General features: G+C 57.1%; 1 protein-coding gene. It reads left to right on the top strand.

Annotation, left to right across the window (positions count from 1 at the left end):
* Positions 1–1,068 precede the first annotated feature (1,068 nt).
* On the top strand, positions 1,069–23,433 hold the full coding sequence (locus CA54_RS18275; protein ID WP_146372455.1) for a putative Ig domain-containing protein: 22,365 nt from the start codon (positions 1,069–1,071) through the stop codon (positions 23,431–23,433).

Here is a 23,433-nt window from a genome sequence, read left to right as displayed (position 1 = left end):
CCGAAACACCTGCGAGGAGCCGCTCAAGTTCGACTTCGGCGGCGGCGACGGACGGACGCCGGACGCGAAACGTGCGATTCGCTTTGGGTAGGTTGCGACCGTACGTATAGTTGGGTCTTGCGTGCACAAGGTCGAACCGTCCTGAGTCGCGGAAGAAAGTCTCCGAACTGGCATCAAATACTGTGAACACGGTAACTAGTGCGCTGTGGTTCGCGCACTCGGTTGCCCCCACCGGTCGGGCAAACGAATTGCACCCGATCAGATCGACCTGCTTGTCCAACCGAAGTTATATTGCCTTCTCGCGATATTCTCATATTGGCGGCAACTGCGGTTGTGGAGTTTGTGTCACGCCCGCGCATTCTGTTTATGGACATTGTATTTTTACAACGCGTTCTTCGCTATGAGCTGGAGTTTTTGAGACTGTTTTGGGGAGTAACTTTGAGTGGAATGGTTGAGTACATCGGTGTTTTTTACTGCGAAGTCATCCGCTAATGCTGGCGGCCGTTCGAACGCAATTCGCAAGACGACCTTACCAAGTCGATGGTGTTGTAGGCGGATGCTCTCTATTCAACGCAGACCCTTTAGTCATTCGAATCTAGCCTCAGGCCATGCATGGGCGTTGTTAAATCAAAATGAATTTCCCAAAAAGCATTTTTTATCCAATTTTTTCCTTGATCGACTGCTGTAAAGTTGCTTCACTGCTTTTCAATCGACTGTGTTTTTGAACGCGATAATAATTCCATCTCACCATTCGTATCTTTCACTGTTTTTCTTGGCGCTTTCAGGAAGAGGAAACTCCATGGTGGCTCAACCATGTTCGAGATGTTTAACCCGGCAACGCTGTTTGACGGGTGTTCGCAGTTTAGGCCGGTGTCTGTCGGCTCAGTGGTTTGCGTTTGACCCTTCTGTGCGTGTTCGATCGTAGCGCGCCTCTTTTGCCTGTGAATTCTTAACACCCATCCGCCCTGCGCCTCGGTGTGCGCTCTGCTTGCGCTTTGCCGCTGGTGGCGAGGGACGATTCGCTTGTGCGCTGCTATCGCTCGCGCTCATTTTATGGAGGATTGCGCTATGTTGTTTGCGCCGTGGTTGGAAGCTGTACGGACGCGGTTGATGAAGCAGAGCTATCGACGGCGCGAGAAATCGCGGCGAATGCGGCGATTTCGCAACATGTCCAATCCCATCGAGGTGTTAGAAGACCGCACGTTGCTGACGGTCAATTTTGCGATCTCTGGGGACACGTCGGTCACGGAGGATACGACCGACGGCGATAGCAACGAAGTGGACTATTCGATCAGCTATACCGGCACGATCGATGTGGGTGAGACGGCTAGCGTGGATGTTAGCCACCTGCTCGATGAAACCGATGCGGCGGATTACTCGACAAATGTGGTCAGCGCCATAACGACCGCAGCGGGCAATCACACCGACGTCAGTTTTGACGGCACGACGCTCACGTTCCAGGGGACGGGGGCCGTTTCTGCTGATGTCGACGCCTTTGCCGGATCGGTGACGCAGGATTCTAGCGGGGACGAAGCTTGGGTCACTCCAGGTAATGCCGAGGACGATACTCCGACAACATTCACCACCGTGGAACCCCGCCGCAACGATTATTCACACACCCTGCGTTTGACAGACTTCGGATTCAGTATCCCGACCGGCGCGACGATCGACGGCATCACCGCTGTACTCAAGACGACCGGTTCGGATGGTCCGGACAACGAGAGTACGTCGGTCAAGATCACCAAGAACGGTACCTCGTCTGCCGGGACTGGTACGATCACTTCGGGCAGTTGGTCGGGTGGGACGCTCACCGTCGGCAGCGATACGAATCTATGGGGCACAACCTGGACAGCCGCGGAACTCAACGCCACGGGCTTTGGTCTGCTGATTCAGCTTGAAGGGGATAGCAACGGCGACGAGTACAACGTCTACACTGCCAACATTGAAATCTCATACACCACCGGCGGTTCCCCGACCTCTAGTTTGAACTTCACGGTCGTTGTGAACGATGATTCTGTTGTCGAAAGTGATGAAGACTTCAGTGTCACGCTCAGTAACGCCGCTGCCAGCGGTGCGGGAAGCGCCGCAATCACTACAGCGTCGGCCGAAACGACGATCGTCAATAGCGACGTTGAGTTTGCGATCAGTGCGACGGCGTCGACGGTCACTGAGGATGTCGCCGATAGCGACGGCAACGCGATCACTTATACGATTGGTTATACCGGCACGCTGGAGGACGGGGCTATCGCCAGCGTGGATGTCAGCCACGTGTTGAACGAATCCGACTTAGCCGACTATGAAACCGCCGTGATTGCGGCGATCAACAGTGCCAAGTTGTCGGCAACCGGGGTAACGTTTGACGGTACGACGCTGACGTTTAGTGGGGGCAGCGGGAACGACATTAGTCTAGACTTCACCGTCGTCGTCGCGGACGACATCGAGGCGGAGGATGACGAAGCGTTTGGCGTGTCTTTGAGCAACGCCGTGGTAAGCGGTTCGGGGACGGCGACGATCGCAACGGCTTCTGCGAATGCCACGATCGTCAACCACGAAGTGATCGTCGGAGATGTGGCGTTTTCGCTTACTGGGGGCGCATCTGTCACCGAGGAGACGACAGACGGCGACAGCAATCAAGTGACGTACACCATCAGTTACGACGGCGTGCTCGAAGAGAATGAATCGGCCAGCGTGGACGTCAGCCATGTGCTGAGCGAGACTTTGTCGGCCGACTATACGACGAACGTCGTGGAGGCGCTGACCACCGCGGCCGCCAACGTTGCCGATGTCAGCTTTGACGGTACGACGCTTACGTTTCTGGGGCCGCAGGTCAGTTCGACCACCGGCTCCGGCTATGCTGGAAACGCCGCAGTGGGGACCACCGCCGACGATGCGTGGAGCGCTATCGGCAATGCCGAGGGGAACACATCGGGGACGGCCGCCACGGTCGATACCGGCGGGGGCGACTATAGTGACGAGTTGCTGTTGACGGACTTTGATTTGAACATCCCCACCGGGGCGACGATCGACGGCATTAAAGTGACCTTGATCACCGGTGGCGACAATCCCAATAACGCCAGTTCCGCCCTCAAAATCACCAAGAACGGAACCACTGCGACCGGTACGGCACCTACACCGACGGGCAACTGGTCGAGCGGTACAGTGGTGCTGGGAGATGCCACCGCCTTGTGGGGGACGACCTGGACGGCCGCCGAACTCAACGCGTCGGACTTCGGGCTGATTGTTCAACTGCGGGACGGTGATTTTGAACTCTACTCGGCACAAATTGAGGTCGCTTACACCAGCAGCAATGCCGGTTCGGAGACCAAGAGTCTCGATTTTACGATCGAGGTCAACGACGATGCGGCTGCGGAAGAGGAAGAAGGGTATAGCGTCACATTGAGCAACGCCGCGACGAGCGGTTCAGGGACCGCTTCGATCGAGACGGCAACGGCTGCCACAACAATTGTCAACAACGACGTGGAGTTCGCGATCAGTGCCTCGGCGGTGAAGGTCACCGAGGATCCCACGGACGGCGACGGCAACTCGATCACCTACACGGTGGGCTATACCGGTGCCTTGGCGAGCGGCGAAACGGCCAGTATCGATGTGGCGCACCTTCTCGTGCATACCGATGCAGCCGATTACGACACGACGGTGGCCGCGGCGCTGGCGACGGCGGTCAGCGGCGCAACGGGTGTTTCTCTTTCCGGGTCAACTCTCACATTCAGCAGTGGGGCGGGGAACGACACAAGTTTGGATTTCACCGTCGTGATCGACAACGATGCAGATCCCGAACCGGACAAAGAATACAGTGTCGCAATCCATAACGCAGAGGTCAGCGGTTCTGGTAGTGCGACGATCAGCGAAATCCTGGTCACGTCGACGATTATTAACGACGACGTCGAATTGGATGACGGTGTACAAATCATCGGTGGTGGCGAACTGCCCGCTCCGAACCCGGCAACCGGCGATGTCGATCCGACATCAATCGAAGTCAACCTGCTGCCGCAGGAGCAGTCGGAGCACACGGTGACGCTTTCGTTTGACGACGAGTACGCACCCACAGCAGATGTCGTGTTCATTGTCGACGAGTCCGGTTCAATGGAGGATGAACATGCTTGGATCGCTGGTATGGTCACGTCACTGGATTCGTCGCTCAATGCGAACGGAGTGACCGGCAATCGTTATTCTCTCGTTGGTTATTTGGGAGAGGGAACCCTCTTTTCGATGACTCCTGAGCCGGTGATTGTGACGATCTACGGGCCGGACGGAACGCAACTCGAAAGCCAACAGTTGGCGGTCGAGACGACAACTGGGTTGATAGAAGGGAGCTTTACGCTGCCCGCGTCGGGGGATTACACGATTGTCGTCGATCATGCCGGCAGTACGAGCAGTTATGACTACAGTTTCGTGCTGGAAGACGCATCGTCCGTGGGAGGTTCAGCAGCACTGGTTCTGGATGAATTGACCACAGGCGAGATTCATAATGACAGTGAAACGCACGAGCACACGTTCAGCCTCAGCGGTAGTGACACGCTGTATTTCGAGTCGCTTACGACCGACACCGATTTGCGCTGGTCTTTGACAGGGCCGTCCGGTGCGGTCGTGACGGATCGCGACTTTGATGCAGGCGGCCTGAAGATTGTCGGCGAGAGCGGCAGTTACACGCTGACCGTTGATGGCCCATCGGAAGCGACCGGGACCTATGCGTTTCGGTTGCTGAATCTGTCCGGCTCGTCGATCACGGCCGGGACACAAATCAACGGGACACTCGATCCGGCGACCGATTCGCTGGTGTATGAACTGTCGGCATCGGCAGGGGACCAGTATTACTTCAACAGCCAGAGCTCCAGTCTGCCCGCCGGAGCGCAGTGGAGATTGATCGATCCCTCGGGCACGGAATTGTTTTCGCAATCGCTTTCCGAAGATCACGAACCGCTGACGACGTCCTCGACCGGCACGTATTACCTGGTTGTCGACGGTGACGTGGCCGATACAGCTTCGACACGGGCGTTCAGTTTCACGGTCGAAATTCTTGGCGCGACCTCCTCGACGGCATTGTCGTTCGGCACGGGTTACAGCAGCTCGATTTCCAAAGCAGGTGAGGCGGATGAATACACGTTCACGCTGACCGGCGACGAACTATTGGCGTTCGATTCGCAGACTGATGATGGCGATTTGGCCTGGACGCTGACTGAAGCGACCGCAGGGACGGTGATTGCGGACGTGCCTCTGGATGCGTCCGATCTCGTTTTGCGATTGGGAGCGGGGACGTATACGCTGTCGATCGATCCTCCCGGCGATGCGACCGGGTCTTACGATTTCCAAATTCTGGACCTCGCGTCAGCGACGTCGTTAACGGTTGATTCGACGGAGAGTGGCAACCTCAATCCGGCCAGCAGCACGGCCACCTATAAGTTCACAGCGGCAGCGGGGGATAAATATTCGTTTGATGCAATCTCCTGGGCCGGTTCAGCCGCGGCGCAGTGGCGGCTGATCGATCCGTTCGGTAATGAACTCTTTGGTGCTGCGATTGGTGACGACGTGCCGACCCTGCACGTTCATGCAGCGGGGGATTATACGCTGTTGCTGGAAGGAGCGATCGATGATGCCACGAGCAATCCTGCGTTTTCGTTTGAGGTGGTGGATGAAGGGAGCGACACGTCCGATCCGGCGCCGCTAGCACTCAATCAAGTCGTCAGTGGCGAAATCAGCGCGTCGTTGGAAGAAGACGAATATACGTTCACGCTAGGCTCGGCGGCACTGGTATCGTTCGATTCGCTGACCGGTCGTGGCGACATGTACTGGTCGTTGGCCGATGGCGGCGGAACGATCGTCAACAGCCGCGCGTTGGATGCTTCGGACGCGTCGGGAGTCAGTAATGCAAACTCAGTGCTGAGCCTGTCGGCGGGGACTTATACGCTGACGATCGATGCCGACAGTGGGATCACGGGGGATTATGCGTTCGCGGTCTTGGACCTGTCGTCGGCAACGACGATCACAGCCGGGAGCGATGTGACGGGAGTGCTCGCCGCGTCGCATCGAACGGCAGTTTACGAATTCACGGCCGGTGCGGGCGATCAATTTGGGTTTCAGTCGGTGAATTGGGCAGGTGATGCCGATGCGACTTGGCGGTTGGTGAATTCCTCCGGCACGGTGCTGACCAGTGGGGAATTGGGTGCGAGCACAGGGTTGTTCGAATTGACGGCCGGCGGGACTTATAGCCTGCTGATCGAAGGAACTCTGGATGATACACCCGTGACGAGGCCGTATGCGTTTCAGATTGAGTTGTTGGAATTGTCGTCGACGTCGAGCCTCTCAGCAACAAATAGCGGCAGCATCTCGACTGCAGGGGACCTGCATGCGTTCACGTTCAACGCCACCGCAGGCGAGAACTACTTCATCGATTTTGCCGATGCGTCGACGACCGATCACTATTTGAGCATCCGTAATGCGGCGGGAGTGGAGGTCGCGCGGGTTGCTTACGACAGTGCAGCGCAACCGAATTCGGTGTCGACCTTCACAGTCGCTGATTCCGGAACGTACACCGTCGTCGTAGGAGCCGACAACAGTTCGACCGGCAGTTTCGAATTTCGACTGATCGAGTTGGATGAGGCAAACCTGACGGCGATTGATGCAGATACGGCCGGGGATTTCACCGCCAGCGGTGAGCGGGATGTGTTTCATTTCGAAGGTGCCGCCGGACGAGAAGTCAATTTGCGGATCGATGCCTGGGGGACAGCGGCGCAAATGTCGGCTGCCAGTGGCCGTCTCGTTGACAATGGTGGCGTGGAAGACGGCTATGACGCGATCGACGAGGCACTGCAGCATTTACGATTCCGTGACAATGCCGCGACACACTTTATTTTGATCACCGATGAAGATCGGGATAACACTTCTCCAAACCTAACTTACAACGACATCTTCAACGATCTGGATACTGCCGGCTACACGTTGCACAGTATTGTCAACATGCAGGTCGATACCACAAACCAGACTGAGAACGCGCTGGGGATCGATGGTGCGGGAACCGGCAACAGCGCTTATTACGCGGATGGTTCGGGCGGTTATACGTCGGAGACCAGCGGGGGAGTGGCGTTCACTCGCTACTCCACTCCCGTGTTTGACTACAATAATAATATCACCACCGAAGCGGATTACATTGATCTAGCATTCGATTTAGAGGGGACTACCTGGGATCTGCATCAACTGCGTGCCGGAGGGTTGACAGGTGCAACGGCAGCCCAAGTGTTGGCCACGGAATCGTTCACCGCGGCGTTCGTGGACATCCTCACCAACAAGATCACAGCTGATCAAATGGATTTGGTCTCGACCGATCCCAATGTGACGTTTGAGGTCCTCAGCGAGACACTCACAGAAGACGACATTTCATACGACATTCGCTTCACAGGCGACGGGACGCAGTATGTGTTCGATCTGCAATTTGTGCGGGACCAGAACGGCACCGATACGGTCTTAGGGACGATTCCGGTCACGTTAAGGACGCATTACGTTCAACTCACTGAGAACAATAATTTCCAGACGCTCTATGAAGATGCGTTGACGATCCCCGCTGATGCTGAAGCACTGGAGCTGCGGTTCTTCGACCTGCAATTCGATACGGCCGACGGTGCTGCAATCAACGACGCCTTCGAAATAGCGCTCTTGGATAGCGACGGCAATCCGCTGGCGGGCACGATCGGCGGCGGGCGGGACGCATTCTTCAATATGACCGAAGGTGAAGATCCTTTACTCGGAGGCGGGGTTGTTTATGACGCTGAAGCCGGGACGGTGACGCTCGACATTTCGCATTTGCCGGAAGGTCTGGCAGCCACGCTGGCAGTGCGGTTGGTGAATAATGACGCCGATTCCACATCGACGGTTTCGGTCGACGTGCATCCCACAATTCTCACGACATCACCGGTTACCAATCCAAGTCTGACGTCCCCATCCGGCGACGGTCACGCCCCAAACACGATCGATTTCGACCATATGATCGACGTAACGGCGGCGGTGTCGTGGGAGTATCAGGCGACGTCGTTTGACGAATCGAGCGACACGCTGTTTACCGGTCTGACGCTGACAAATGACGGAATTTCGCCGATCCGCGGGCCGCTGCTGGTGGCCGTGCATCACGTCGATAATCCCCGCGTGCAGGCCACCGGTTATGACGGATTGACGCCCGATGGGTACGCGTACTTCGATGTCACGCACCTCATGGAAGACGGAATGCTAGATCCGGCCGCCGCGCTGTCGGGTTTGGCACTGCGTTTCCACAATCCGCAGCAGGTGCAATTCAACTACGAACTACAGATCCTGGCCGATTTCAATCGGTCGCCGGAATTTGTCAGTGACCCGGTAACGGAAGTCGTCGCCGGCGAGTCGTACGAATACGGCGCAGCGGCAGTCGACCCGGACGGCGATGCGGTGACGTATTCGATTCTTTCCGGACCAGGCACGATGGCGATTGATGCCGAGACCGGCATGATCACCTGGAGTCCCACGTCCGGCGACGTGGGCGGGCATGTGGTCATCGTGCAGGCGACCGATCCGTTGGGCAGCTACGACTTGCAGACGTATACGCTGTCGGTCAGTGAGAACATTCCCAACCGTCCGCCGCTTTTCACGACGATTCCGATCGTCGATGCGTATTTGCATACGACATATTTCTATGATTCGGATGCCAGCGACCCCGACGGCGACGACTTGACGTATTCACTCGTTGACGGGCCGCTGGGAATGGCAATTGATACGGACACCGGCGCGATCAGTTGGGACGTGACTGACGTCTCGTTGGTGGGGACATTGGTTTCGGTCACATTGAAAGTGACGGAAACGGGCGAAAGCGGCGCGGGGCATGAGGCGACGCAGGAATACCTGATCGCCGTGCACGAGGCGATTGGCAATCACGATCCAATTATCATCAGTGATCCGCAGTTGACCTTCGAATTGCCCGGCTTCAGCGGCAACACGGCGACCGGCGACGTGACCCCGACGGAATTGGAATTGCACCTGTCGGCTGGCGAGGTATCGGAGCAGATTGTTTCGCTGGATTACGAGTATGACGGGAACTTTTCAGCCGATATTGTGTTGATCGTGGATGAATCTGTGTCGATGACGGGTGGGCAAGCGTGGTTGGACGAGATCGCGGAGGCGCTGAATGCCGAGCTGGAAGCGGCCGGTTATTTTGAAAACCGCTTCGCCATCGTCGGCTTTACGGCTGATTCCGCTGTCTTCTCCACAGTCGACGATCCATTCCGCGTCTCGGTTTACGGCCCGGATGACGTGTTGGTGAAGTCGGTCTGGGTTCCTGAAAGGGAATTGTTCTCATCCGCGCTGGCGGGCTGGGAACTGCCAAGCAGCGGCGAATACACCGTCGTTGTGGAGAACACAGACGGTTCGACCGCGACGGAATACAGTTTCGTACTGGAGTCAGTCGAAGAGGTCGTCAGCACGCAAAGTCTGACGCTGGGCACCAGCTACTCCGGTACAATCGAGACCTATGCCGCGCAGGATGAATACACATTTTCGATTGCGGCGGACGACACGCTGGTGCTGTTTGACGCACTGGAGCACAACGACCAACTGCAGTGGTCGCTGACCGGTCCTGGTGGCGAGGTGGTGACCGATCGTCTGCTCGACCAAGAGGACTTGGTGCTATCCCTCGACAGCGGTTCCTATACGCTGGCGATAGCGGCCGTCGGTTTTCGCAGCGAGGATTATCAGTTCCGTTTAGTTGACCTGTCGGCCGCCTCGTCGGTGACGCTGGGGAGTTCAACTTCAGGTACATTGGATCCGGTCGGCGAGTCGGTCGGATACGAGGTGACAATTAGTACGGCCGCGCGCTATGACTTCACATCTGAGTCTTGGAACGGATCGGCCGCAGCAAGGTGGCGGCTGGTCGACGATAGCGGGGCCGAACTGTTTGATGCCTTGCTCAGCGAGTCACAGTCTTTGGTCAATTTGGCGGTCGGCGACTACTTATTGATCATTGACGGGGATGTCGACGATACCGCCACGCAACCGCAGTATCAGTTCAATGTGGATACGGGGACCTATTCGCTCTCCGGAACGGCAATTTCGCTGGATCAAACCGTCTCGGACAACCTTGCCAGCGGGCAATACAATTTCACGCTCTCGGCCGATGCGTTAGTTTATTTCGACGTCACGGAAGAGATTTCCGGCGGTACAGCCCAGACCATGTCGTGGACGTTGGAAGGGGCCGATGGCACGTTTATCTCTTCGCGCTGGTTGGAAGAGTCAAACGCCGGTGGCTACAGCAGTAGTGATCCCGACCCGCTGGTGTTTGACTTATCGGCAGGCGGTTACAACCTCACGATCGACAATTCCAGCCAAAATGATTACGAATTCCGTGTCGTCGACATTCATAGCACCTCACTCTCCGACGTTTCCAGTCTGACGCTCGACACGGTCGTCAACGGGACACTCAGCTCTTCGCGGGAGACACACTCCTACACCTTCTCCGCTACTGCGGGAGATGTACTGGCGTTTGATGCACTGACATCCGCGGCGCAAAGTAGTGCCCGCTGGCGGCTGATTGGCCCCGATGGCAGCGTGCTCTCGACCAACGGACTCTTGACCGATTTGCCAGTGCACGTGATCACCCAAACTGGCGATTATGCGTTGTTGATCGAAGGCGGGACCGATGACAGTTCCACCAGCCGTACCTACAGCTTTGAAGTGCAGTCGCTCAACTTAGCGACCGTGGGAAGTCTGACCGATGGGACGCTGGCTGCCGATGAAACGCACCGCTACGGGTTCACGCTCGACGAGGACGCACTCCTGTACTTCGACGCCTTGACCGACGAGGCGGACTTTGCCTGGCAATTGCTTGACAGCAGCGGCACCACGGTCGTCTCGCAGCGACTGTTCACGGCATCTGACGGGGATGATGTATCCGACGCCAATGCGGTTTTGGATCTGAGTGCAGGGACATACGTCCTCGACGTTCTCAGCCTGAATTCCGCGACGGGTGACTATGATCTGCGGCTGGTGAATTTGGCTGACGTCGCTGTCAGCGACTTTTTGGGCACAACGAGTGATGCTCTTTCCGCTGGGAATTCGACCGATGTCTATCATTTCCAGGCGATTCCAGGCGACACACTGACGATCGATGTCAGTTCCTACAGCGGTCCGTCCGGCTCGCAGTGGCGGGTGGTCGATTCGGATGGAACTGTGGTAGACAGCGACCTGATCTCCGCGTCACAAGATACAGTCTCGATCACTGCGCATGGCGAATACTACCTGTTGATCGAGGGAGACATTAGCGATATCGCCTCCTCGCAAAGCTACACGCTGGACGCTACGTTATCGCAAGGCGGGACGCCGACGGCGCTGACTTTGGGCTCAACGACCAGCGGCACAATCAGCTCGGCCGACACGTTCGACGTCTACTCGATCAGCGGGACGGCCGGACAAGAGTTGTTCCTCGATTGGCTCAGTGGCGCCACCACCGACATGACGCTTTGGCTGCGTGACGCTGACGGGAATTTGTTGCTGACCGAATCGCGCAGTGAAGAGTCGGACTACACGAAGTTCCCGCTGGTCACGTTGGCCACGACTGGGACATATACGCTCTTGGTCGGCGATGCAGCGGGGGGAACCGGGGCTTACAGCTTCCGCGTGTTGGATAAAGCGACGCAGTCGCAGTTGGTGTTGAGCGATGAAACGTCGGCAGTGTTTACTACCACGAATGAAGATCGCCTCTATCGTTTCAACGGGACGGCTGGCCAGAAGATGGTGTTGCGGCTGGACGCCTGGGCGGATGCGGACGATGTCGATGAGATGACCGCAAGACTGAAGACGGAAGGTGCGGTTGAAGACGGATACGAGGCAATTCATACAGCGCTCAACGGCCTGAATTTCCGTGATCATGTTTCACGACAATTGGTGTTGATCACCGATGAAGATCGCGATTCCCCTGATTCGAACCTGACTTACAACACGATTTTGGACGAACTCGATGAGCACGATGCTTCATTGCACTCGTTGCTCGACGTGACACTGAACCAAGTCCCTGGCAGCGGCACTTACGCGCTCGGTGTCGACGGTGACACCGCTGCCGACAATATGTACTGGATCGGAACCGGTGGCGACTACACGGTCACGAGCGGTACCGCTCCCAACTTCTCGACGTCTTGGGCGATCGAGACAGAATACATTGACCTCACCTTTGATGCAGACGGCACCGTCTGGGATGGGTTGACGTTGGAATGGGGCGTACCAGATGAAGTCAATTCCTTCATTGCGGCGCTGGCCGATGTGATTCGCGGCGATGTGAGTGAGGATTTGGATGTCACGTTAACTGCTTCCGATCCGAATGTTCAATTCGAAATCCTCACTAAAACCTACAACGGGACGTCGTTCGATTTTGACGTCCGAATTACCGGTGACGGCAATCCCCACGCGTTCGATCTGCAGTTCGTCCGGGAAAACAATCCCGGGGTGGTCGTGGGGACGATTCCCACCGAAATCTGGGTGGATTACTTCTACGACGTCGATGCCATCGATCCCGACAACGATGAGCTGACCTACACGCTCGTGGGCGAGACGCATGGCGCGACGTTCGATAACGAGACCGGGCTATTGCGCTGGGCGCCGACAGTGACGGGTGAATATGAATTCACGGCGCTCGTCGAGGATGGGCGAGGCGGCAGCGATCTACAGACCTGGACCGTCACCGTAGGCGATACGACCAGTGGTAACACTGCGCCGGTACTTGCATCAGCCGGACCATTCACGATTCAATCCGGACGTCCGTTTGAGTTCATGGCGGTGGCGAGCGACGTCGACGGCGATGCATTGCAGTATCAGATTCTGGATATTCCGGGATCGGCCAACGCCAAACCAGCCGGAATGACGATCGATCCGCTGACCGGAGTGGTGAGTTGGACGCCCGATGTCCTCCAGGCGGGCGAGTATGACATTGTAATCCGCGCTGCCGACGGTCGAGGTGGGATAGATTCAACCACCGTCTCGATCACGGTGGTCGTTCCCACGATTGTTGAAACTCTGGACAACGCTCACCCTGTCATCGTTTCCACGCCCGTCACATCGGCAATGCTCGGTATCCAATACACCTACGACGTCCAGGCAACCGACGCGGACCTTGATCCGCTCCTTTACGAGTTGGCCTTAGCCCCTGAGGGCATGGCGATTGATCCGGTAACCGGACTGATCTCGTGGGTCCCCAGTTTTAGCGATCTCGATGATACGATTGCCGGCCAGCATCATGTGGCCGTGCGTGTCACCGATGGTCGTGGGGGCATTGCTCTGCAAAAATTTATCGTCGATCTGCAATCAGGGCTACCTATTATTACGTCCTCTCCGAATCTCTCCGCGACGGTTGGTACCGAATGGACCTACCAACTCACAGCCAGTGACCCCGATTTGCCGAACGATGTGTTGGAGTATGAACTGACTTATGGGCCGGACGGCGCCACAATCGGTGCGTCCGATGGTCTGCTCAGTTGGACTCCCACTGCAACGGGTATCAAATTATTTGTAGTAACGGTGTATGACCTGGCCGGGCACGGCTATCAGCAGATGTTCTTATTGCCGGTGATCGATACCGGGTCAAACACCGCCCCCACGATCCTTTCTACACCCCGCACGCAAACTATCGCCGATCAGACTTTCCTGACACGGATCACAGCCAGCGACCCCGAAGGGGAAGTGATTACGTATTCGTTGATCGATGGCCCGAGCACGATGACAATCAACGCGGCAACCGGAATGGTGCAGTGGTTGCCGGGACTAGAGGACGTCAATGCCGTCTCCGCACCACATCAATACACGGTCCGTGCGACCGATGCCCGGGGCCTCTATGATGAGCAGACCTTCGACCTGCACGTCGTGGCACCACTGATCGGCGATGATGGAACATCGCTCAATCATTCGCCGGAGATCACGTCGACGCCGGATAAGGTGTGGATCGTGGACCGGTTATACCGTTACCAGGCGACCGCCACCGATGTCGACGGTGACCAATTGCTGTGGTCGCTGGACAGCGACGTGGCGAATATGGAGATCGATCCGGCGACCGGTGAATTGCTATGGCTGCCCGATGCGAGTCATATCGGTAACACGGAAGTGACGATCCGTGTGATCGATCCGTTCGGCGGCTTGGCGACGCAGTCGTTTGTGATATCAGTGTCCGATTCCAACCACCCGCCGGAAATCACATCCGATCCTCCCCAATCCGGCCGTTCGGGTGAGGCTTACACTTATAACGTTGAAGCGACCGATCCGGACGAGGACACGCTCGTTTTTGCATTGGATAATCCGCCAACCGGGATGTCGATCAATCCCAACACGGGTGTCATCTCCTGGACTCCTTCCTCAGAGGGCAGCTACAGCGTCACCGTCACCGCCACCGATCCGTCTGGTTGGTACGCCTATCAGACTTACGACCTGACGATCTATGCACCGGCCTCGAACCTACCGCCGCAAATCAATTCGAATCCCGAACAGACCGGAATGGTGGGCACCGCGTACAGCTATCAGGTCATCGCCACCGACCCGGATGAAGACGAGCTGGACTATTCGCTGGGGGGCACGCCGCCGATCGGTATGTCGATTGACCCCGACACAGGGCTGCTCACCTGGACTCCCGGTACAGGACAGACCGGCGTGCACTCGGTGCAAGTCATCGTTTCCGACGGCACCGACTCTGACGATCAAACCTTTGAGATTTCCGTCCGCGACAACGCTGCACCGGTGCTCACGGCCATCCCCGATGGAACGCTGACCGCCGGGCAGTTGTACGAGTTTGACGTCTCAGCGACCGATACTGATGGCGACACATTGACCTATTCACTGCTCGGCGCGCCGAGCAACATGACAATCGACGCTGGCACAGGCCGCATTCGTTGGCAGACAACTCTGGATGATATCAACTTGCATCCGAATATCACCGTTGCCGTCACCGATCCGTTTGGTCTGTACGATACGCACATGTTCGACCTGGACGTTGTCCCGCCGACAGCGGACGATGGTGGGGACGGTAACAGCGGTGATGGCGGCGGGCCGGCCATCAACTCGCAGCCTTTCATTACGTCCACTCCTGGCGAGACCGTGATCGTCGGCAACTTGTACTCCTACCAAGCGACCGCCACAGATCCCGACAACGATCCACTGGAATGGTTGCTGGATACCTCAGTCCGCAACATGCATCTCGACCGAGACACCGGCCAGTTGTTCTGGACTCCCGATGAAGATCAAATCGGCGACACGGAAGTTATGGTCCGCGCGAGAGATCCGTTTGGTGCCTGGTCGCGGCAAACGTTTGTGATTTCTGTCGTCGGAACGAATCAGATGCCGCTGTTTACGACGGATCCGATCACCTCCGGCCGTGTGGGGGACAACTATAGTTATGCCGCCAACGCGATAGATCCCGACGGCGATCCCCTGACGTACGCGCTGCTCGAGGCGCCGACCGGGATGACCATCGATCCGGGCACCGGTGTGATCTCCTGGACACCGGGAGCAACGGGGACCTCAGACGTGACTGTCACCGCCACCGATCCCTCCGGCTTGGCGGCCGAACAGACGTATCAATTGGTGATCACCGCTGCTGCCACCAATGGGCGACCGGAAATCACTTCCACGCCGGATTGGATCGCGCTGGTCGGCAGCGAATATACCTATCAAGTTACTGCCACCGACCCAGACGACGATACGCTGGAGTATTCTCTGGGAGGCACGCCGCCGAGCGGAATGTCCATCGACACCGACACGGGACTCCTCACTTGGACGCCTAGTGGGGGACAGGCCGGGATTCATTCCGTGGAAGTGATTGCCTCCGACGGGAGCCTCGGCATCGGCCAGAACTTTGACCTATTCGTCCGCGACAATGCTGCACCCACGATTGCGCCAATCCCCGACCTGACCCGCGCAGCTGGTGAAAAGTATCAATTCACGGCCTATGGTAGCGATACAGACGGCGATGCATTGACGTACGAATTATCTGGCGAACCTGCCGGGATGATGATTAACCCCGTCTCCGGCTACATCGAATGGCTCACAACCATCGATGACATCGGCACGTACGCCGACATCACCGTCACCGTCACCGATCCCTACGGCCTCTCGGCGAGCGAAACCTTCGACCTCGAAATCATTGCTCCTCCGACGAGCGGTGGCGGTTCGAACCATAATGGCGATTCGAACCAAAATGGCGGACCACTCATCACTTCCACGGCCGGCGGTCTGGCGATCGTCGACGAACAGTACACCTATCAGGCGACCGCCACCGATCCCGACGGCGACACGCTACTGTGGTCGCTGGAAACCGATGTCGCCAACATGGAGATCAACCCCACGACCGGCGAATTGCTATGGACGCCTGATGCGAGTCAAATCGGCACTGTGTCGGTCTGGATTCTCGTCAGCGATCCGCATGGTGCCTGGTCTATGCAGGAAATCCATGTCGCTGTAGTGGATAACAATCTCCCACCGCAGTTCACGTCAACACCCCCCGCCTCCGGGCATTCAGACGAGGACTACACGTACAACGTCACAGCCACCGATCCTGAAGACGAGACGCTGACCTTTTCACTGAGCGACGGACCGACGGGCATGACGATTGACCCGGACACGGGAGTCCTTTCCTGGACCCCCACCGGCGTGGGGATGTTCGACGTGATCGTGACCGTCGCCGATACCTCGGGCTACGCGGTCCATCAAGATTACGACCTGACAATCTTCGCACCCGCCGCCAATCTGCCGCCGCAGATCACCTCCACAGCTGTATTAACCGGCATGGTCGGCACGGCTTACAGCTATCAGGTCACCGCCACCGATCCGGAAGACGACACCCTGACTTACTCGCTGGGCGGCACCCCACCGACTGGGATGTCGATCAACTCCAGCAGCGGCCTGCTCTCCTGGACACCGGGTTCGGGGCAGACCGGCTTGAATACCTTCGAGGTGATTGTCTCCGACGGCAACGACACTGACACCCAATACTTGGGAATCTCAATCCGAGACAACACGGCCCCAACGATCACCACGATCCCCGACGCGACCGTCACCGCCGGAAATGGGTATCAGTACGACGTCTTGGCCTCCGATGCGGACGGGGATGCGCTGACGTATTCGATCTCCGGTGAGCCAACCGGAATGACGATCGATGCGGACACGGGCCGTATTGAATGGCAGACGGCCATCGGCGATATTGGCGCGCATACGAACATCACGGTCACTGTCACCGATGAGTTCGGACTGTACAGTACCGACACGTTTGATGTGACGGTTGCTGCTGACGATACACCGCCAGTGGTGGACGTCACCTACTCACACGATCCCGCCCGGTTGGGTACTCCGCTGTCGATTTACATCCAAGCCGTCGACGACGTCGGAGTCGACGAAATCACGCTCGACATCAACGGCGTGGACGTGGCGGTCGATGCCAATGGGAACGCGGTGTACGACGTCGTGTCTCTTGATCCGTTGGTCGTGACGGTCACCGCCACCGACACTGTCGATAACGAAACGGTCGTTGTCGACAACCTCACGGTCATCGATCCCGGTGATGTCACCGCTCCGATGGTCACTATTACTTCGATCACCGGTGGTGAGGAACTGACCGAGCCAACCGATATCCTGGGCACCGTCGACGATCTGGATGACAACCTTGTCTACTGGACGCTGATTGCCACGGCAATTGATTCCGGTCGTGAATTTACGCTCGCCACAGGTGGGAACGAAATCACCACGCCTGCCCTGCTTGGCAATTTCGACACCACCGCCGTTGCCAATGGCTTGTACCGGTTGACGCTGACCGCTGTTGATGCCGGTGGCAATACCGCGACCGACAACAAACTGGTCACCGTGGAAGGCAATTTGAAACTGGGCGCCTTCTCGATTTCGTTCCTCGACATGCAAGTCCCCGCCCCGGGCTTCCCGATCACCATCACCCGCAGCTACAGCACGCTGGACGCTGGTGAACAGGGCGACTTCGGCTACGGCTGGAGCCTCGACATCGCCAACACGTCCGTCAACGTCGAACACGCCGACTCAGGGCTTTCCAATCACGGACCGTACACCCCCTTCAAAAACGGCGACCGCGTCGTCATTACGCTTCCCGACGGCAGTACTGAGGGCTTCACTTTTTACACCGAACCCGCCTTTTCCTACGGCATCATTGCCTATGACTACAAACCCAAATTTGTCGCCGATGCTGGTGTCGATAGCGAACTGTTCGTCAATGAAGCCGACGTCCACCTCCAGCAGGCTGGCGATGAGTGGGTCGACCACAGCAAGCAGGGACTTGCCTACAATCCCGCGCTGGAGGAATTCGGCAACGCCTATGTCCTCCGCTTGCGGACCGGCGTGGAATTGACGATCAATGCCACGACCGGCGAACTGGCCAGCATTCACGACCGCTACGGCAACGCGCTCTACTTCACCGGCGATGGTATCGAAAGCTCCAATGGTCGCGGTGTCGATTTCACGCGCGACTACGCGGGCCGCATTACCAAGATCACCGACCACGTCGGGAATTTCTTGAGGTACGACTATGACCAAGAGACCGGCAACTTAATCGCCGTCACCGACCGCACCGATGCCACCACGCAGTTCACCTATCTCGATGGCCCCAACGATCCCGAGCATTACCTCGACGAAATCATTGACCCGCTCGGACGCAGTGCTGCCACGACCACTTACGATGAACAGGGCCGCGTCGACACCGTCACCGATGCCGATGGCCAAACCATCAGCTACACCTACGACAGCGGCAATAAAACCCAGACGATCACCGATCAACTGGATAACACCAGCACCGTCACCTTCGATTCCCGTGGCAATATCACCCGCGAGGAAGATCCGCTCGGCGGCATCACCAAACGGACCTTCGACGACGATGACAACCTGCTCACCGAGATCATGGTCATCGGTCTGGAGGACACCGTCAGCAGCGAAACCAACGACCTGCTGACCACCTACACCTATGACACCAACGGCTTCGTCGCTTCCGTCATCACCCCCGACAACCTGGAGACAACCTACAACAACCACGAAACCGGCACGCCGCTGACCGTCACCGATCCGCTCGGCAACACCACCCAAACCGTCGTCGACGAATATGGCCGCCCGCTCTACCTCATCGACGCCCTCGAAAACCGAACCCAACTGCTCTACTACGGCGTCGGCACCAATGCAGCCGACAACGGACAAGTTCGCTACATCGTCTCCCCCTGGAAAACCGACGACTACCACGGTCCCTCACACAACACAGCCGTCTCCTTCGAATACGACGAAGAAGGCAACCTAATCTCCACCACCAACTGGGACCAATGGTCCACCCCCGCCAACGCCGGCGATGGCAACTATCAGACCAACCGCTTCACCTACGACGACTACGGCAACCAAATCGGCACCAGCCGACTCTGGCAAGACCCCAATGATGCCGAAAATACCGTCACCCTCACCACCAGCAGCAGCTACGACGATAACAACCGCCTCATCAGCCACACCGACGCCTACGGCCACACGTCCACCACCACCTACGACGCTGCCGGCCAAGTGATCGCCACCACCCGCATCATCGGTCAAGACGACAACATCTCGGCCGAAACCGACGACCAAACCACCACGATGCTCTACGACCCCCGCGGTCAGAATATCCAGACGACCTACAGCGACGGCACGATTACCCGGACGGTCTACGACGCAAAAGGGCGGGCAGTCTACACAACCGACCGCCACTTGCCGGCTGATGACACCAACGGCACGTACTACATCTACGATGCCCTCGACCGGGTAATCGAAACACGGCGCCATAAAGACCTTGTGATTACGATCACCGACAATAACGGCGACTTCACCTCGGCCTATACCAGCAAAGGGGACGAACTTTCCAGCAGCAGTAGCACCTACGATGCTGTCAGCGGTTGGCTGCTCAGCAGCACCAGCAGCAGCGGGTCGACGACGACTTACGAATACGATGATTTCGGTCGCACCAAGAAAATCACCCAGACCATCGGCAGTTCCTCCCGCGAAACCAACTACGCCTACGACGAATTTGGCCGTCAGGAATGGGTCGAAGACTCCTATGGACGCGAAACCGCTACCTTCTACGACGAATACGGCCGCGTGAAACGCACCGTTTATCACGACAGCACCTTTTCCGAAACGACCTACGACAGCTTCGGCCGCGTCGCCACCACCACTGACCGCTTCGGCAATACGCGGACCAACACCTACGACGGCACCGTTGGCCGCCTAGTCAAAACCGAAACCAGTGCCGGAGTCGTCTCCGAGTACGAATACGACTACTACGGCCAACAGACCGCCATGGAAGTCACCGCCGACAACGTCACCGCCCGCACCGAATACGAATACGACCAGTTCGGCCGCCAAGTCCTGGTTCGCGATGCCCTGGGACGCGAGACCAGCTACGACTACGACGAATACGGCAACGTGATCAAAACCACGTTCGACGACGACAGCTACATCACCTCGACCTACGACGATTTCGGCCGGGTCTTGAGCGAAACCGATGCATTGGGCAACACCAAAAACTACGAATATGACGACCAGGGCCGGTTGACCGCCGTGATCCTGCCGGCCGTTACACATCCCGACACGCAGGTGACTGTGCGGCCCGGTTATGAATACTTCTACGATGAACAGGGCAACCGCACCGCCATCCGCGACAACGTGGTTTGGATTAACGGCACGAAGACCTACGACCACGACGGTAACAGCGGGAACGGCGACGATTACCGCGAGACGCTGTTCACCTACGACGATTTCGGTCACCAGCTCACCCGCGAATTGCCGATGGGCCAAACCGAGTCCTTCGAGTACGACGAAGAGACGCTGCGGCTGATTCAGCATACCGATTTTGAGGGGAACATCACCGAGTCGGTCTACAGCGACCTGGGATTCCTCGACGAATTGCAGTACTTCGCGCCGGGCAGCGATCCGGAGACCGATCCCGCTGATGAGACAGTCGAGTATACCTACAACAGCCTCGACCAGCGCGAGCAAATCACCGATGAACGCGGCGACACGGATTACACCTACGATGAATTCGACCGCCTGTCACAAATCGACACGCCTGAGGGTGTGCTGAATTATGAATACGACAACTACGGCCGGCAGGTCCGCAAATCGATTGGTAACCCGGCCGACCCGACGCACGATTGGACCTACAGCTACGATGCGCTGGGCCGCTTAAAAACCGTCAGCACCGTCCGCCGCAACGGCGTCGACCTGACCACGGCGGAGGTGACGACCTACAGCTACGACCTGGTCGGCAACCTGTCCCGCGTCGATTATGCCAACGGCATGATCACCACGTACGAGTACGACGCGCTCAATCGGCTGGACGTGATGACGCATTACTCGCCCGATGAAACGCCGCAGAACCTGGCCGACAACGACAAACTGGCCGAGTACGATTACACCGTCCGCGCCGACGGCCGCCGCACCGCTGTCACCGAGACCTACTGGGAGAGCAGCACGGCTTACACCACCGACATCGCCTGGACCTACGACAACCTCGGCCGCTTGGTCGAAGAAGACTACGACAGCCACAACAACAGTCTGGATTACACGACGACGTTTACCTACGACCTCGTCGGCAACCGCCTTTCCAAAGTCATCGACGGGGTCGTTGATAAGACGTTGACCTATGAATACGACGACAACGACCGTCTGCTGACCAGCTGGAAAGTCATCGGCGACGTCGACGACGGCGTGAATCTCGAAACCGATGACACGACCACGACCTACGGCTACACCGGTACGTTGCAAACCTCAAAAACCGTCGAGGAGACTTATAGCACGCAGACACTGAGCGTGGTCGATTACAGCTACGACTTGCAGGGCCGCATGTCCGAAGTGGTCATCGACACCTACGACAGTAATAGCGACATCGTCAAGAAGGAGACGACGACTTACGTCTACGACGGCAGAGGCATCCGTGTCGGTTCGACGTACAAGGTGGAAGAGGACGACGATCAAAACCCGGCGACCGATCTAGTCGTAACGAAGCACGAGGAGACGTCCTACCTCGTCGACGACATGAACCCGACCGGGTATGCCCAGGTCATCGAGAAAATCGTCCGCGAAGCCGGCACGGCGACTGTGACCGATGCCAAAGTCTTCACGCTGGGCCACGACGTGATCGACCAAACGACCTTCACGCCGGGCGGCACCGAGGCCGGTAGCCCGCTCACGCTACTCTACGACGGCCACGGCAGCACCCGCGCCGTGTTGGATAGTTCTGCCGCATTCGTGCAGCACTACGCCTACACCGCCTACGGACTCGCCATCGGCTTTGACGAAGCGCAGGCATTGACAACCCTACTCTACAGCGGCGAAGCCTTCGACAGCCGCGTGGGGCTGCAATACCTGCGGGCGAGGTGGTATGATCCGAATTCCGGGCGGTTTAATCGCCTCGACCCGTTCTCTGGCAATTTAAGGGATCCCCAGTCGCTGCATAAGTATTTGTACGTGCACGGGAATCCGATCAATGGAATCGATCCCAGCGGACGTGAATTTACCCTTGGCGGAATGCTTACCACAACAACAGTTTTAGGAGCAGTGGCTGGAACAGTACTTGGCGGGATTGATGCTGCTTTAGACCCAAATCCAGATGTATCAATTATTGATGGGATGATAGACGGCGCAATAGCTGGTGCCGCTTTGGGACTTGCCGCTGGTGCATTTATAGCAACGGCACCACTTCTACCAGGCTGGATAGCGGCAGGGGGAATCGCTGGTACTACAAAAGCTATTGTGTGGGCCTACGCATTTTCAGGAATGAGTGCATTAATCGGTTATTTGTCCGCAAGCTCAATAGATGATTCTTTTAAGCGTGGAGCTAATTATCAAGCTACATTTCGCATTGTGACAGGCGTGACTGGAAAAATGTTCTTTACTCTGAGCGTTGGCAAAGCTGTGATTACGCAAACGCAGCAACTAGGAAATGCGCACAACGCACGAATATCGGCGGAGTTGCTAGAGACGCAAGGGGGAATTGCCTCGAAAATCCACTTGCGCGCGCGTCAACTTGAACTCGCACCCGATTATGCAGAGCACGGTGGGGCACCAAATTATATGGAAGGCCTTGCGGCCGCTAGATACGAAAACGTAGTTGGATACCGCGTCACTCGCTCACTTGTTGAAGGGGCTGACATCTTAGATCCACGCAAGGGTTTCGTTCAACTAAAAGGACCGTTAGGGATAAAAGGAAAAACGGGTGAACGGATTCCAGTAACCGATATAATGGTGGAAAAGTTAGCTCGATCTGTCCTGAGAGACGTCAACTCTAACACATTTACAAAAAGGGTGGTTGTAGATTCACTTAACCTTTCACCAACTCAATACAGCACATTGGTGAAACTTATTACTGCGGGACTTACGCCAGGATCAAAACCTGTAATGATAATTCCATAA

This window comes from Symmachiella macrocystis (genome assembly GCF_007860075.1).
GTDB lineage: Bacteria > Planctomycetota > Planctomycetia > Planctomycetales > Planctomycetaceae > Symmachiella > Symmachiella macrocystis.
Note: the sequence above shows the minus strand (reverse complement) of the source record. Positions and strands in the feature narration are given on the sequence as shown.